Source organism: Aetokthonos hydrillicola CCALA 1050 (genome assembly GCF_017591665.1).
Taxonomy (GTDB): domain Bacteria; phylum Cyanobacteriota; class Cyanobacteriia; order Cyanobacteriales; family Nostocaceae; genus Aetokthonos; species Aetokthonos hydrillicola.
Window position 1 is genome coordinate 1 of record NZ_JAAKGC010000428.1, and the last position, 1,202, is coordinate 1,202.

Sequence of the window (1,202 nt, forward strand, 5' to 3'; positions counted from 1 at the left end):
CTGGTAGTTGGCCAGGCATGGAGTGATAAATGCGTAATTCGTAAATCATTCCTTTTTCGAGTTGAGCCATGATATGTCTTCTTTTGTCAGAAGGGTGTACGATGAAGCAATCTTATTTGGCAGCGTCAGAGCCATTCTTCCGGGCGCAAAGCGGTGTTAGTGACCCGCACTCTGACCACCATCGACGTGAAGGATTTCGCCGGTCACGAAGTTGGCTGATTCGAGGTATAGGAGCGCATCGATGACATCGGCAATCTCGCCCATGTGACCAATTGGGTGCAAAGTATCAAGCTGTGCATGGGTCTCGGCGGAATGCATTGGCGTCTTGATGCTACCTAGTGCAACAGCATTCACTCTGATACCGCGCTTCGCATACTCCATCGCCAGTGATCGGGTTGCGGCATTCAGTCCGCCCTTCGTCAGCGACGCTAGCACAGACGGTACGCCAGCGATCGCGTTGTCAACTAGGCTCGTTGAGATCTGCACGATATGGCCCCTGCCCTGCTTCTCCATCTCGGCGATCGCGAGTTGCGTCATCTGAAAGAAGCCAGCGACATTAACGCCCAGGACCACCTCATAGTCAGCCTCGGTGTACTGGGTGAACGGCTTGGCGATGAAGATGCCCGCATTGTTGATGCTGGAGTTTGGACTAATTTGGATTCAACCAGCAATTAAGAGAACAGCAAGACAAAGTTACCCAACTTCTTAGAGAAACTGAGTCAAGTTGAATCATGAGAAAATCAGCGAAAACTAAGCAGCAGTTGAGTCAGCTTTGTTAAGTGATTCTTCGGTTTTAGCTTTTTTAGATGAGTGTTTTTTGACAGTGGGATAAGTTGGACGAGGGGGTGGTCGATGCCCTCTTGTGCGACCTGGCGATTTACCACGGGTTTTGGGGGATTCGGCAGGAGTACCAATAGCAGCCAAAATTAGGGGAAATGCTTGTGCCACTTCTGGCCAAGTTTCAGGGTCATTCAGCTTAAACTTGTGACCATGCTTACGTGGTGCACCTCTACCCTGATAGGTACCAGGTTTACCCCATAGACATCGATGCTTACGCTAAGCGTAGTAACAGATCTGCTTCGATATCTGCTGTTGCTGTCACAAACTTGGCGTTGCCGTAACCTCTATCATAAGCAGCAAGTGGTCTAGTTTCTAGCTGTCGACTCACAAGTTTTAGTTGAAAAGCTGCCCTACTCGTTGGC

Annotated in this window: 2 protein-coding genes; both read right to left on the reverse strand. The window is 49.7% G+C overall.

Annotated features, from left to right (window positions below):
* Positions 1-156 precede the first annotated feature (156 nt).
* On the reverse strand, positions 157-660 hold the full coding sequence (locus G4P69_RS38545) for an SDR family NAD(P)-dependent oxidoreductase (RefSeq protein WP_310833527.1): 504 nt from the start codon (positions 658-660) through the stop codon (positions 157-159).
* 90 nt (positions 661-750) lie between these two features.
* A complete protein-coding gene (locus G4P69_RS38550; protein WP_208355298.1) occupies positions 751-948 on the reverse strand; it encodes a hypothetical protein in 198 nt (65 codons plus the stop codon).
* Positions 949-1,202 lie beyond the last annotated feature (254 nt).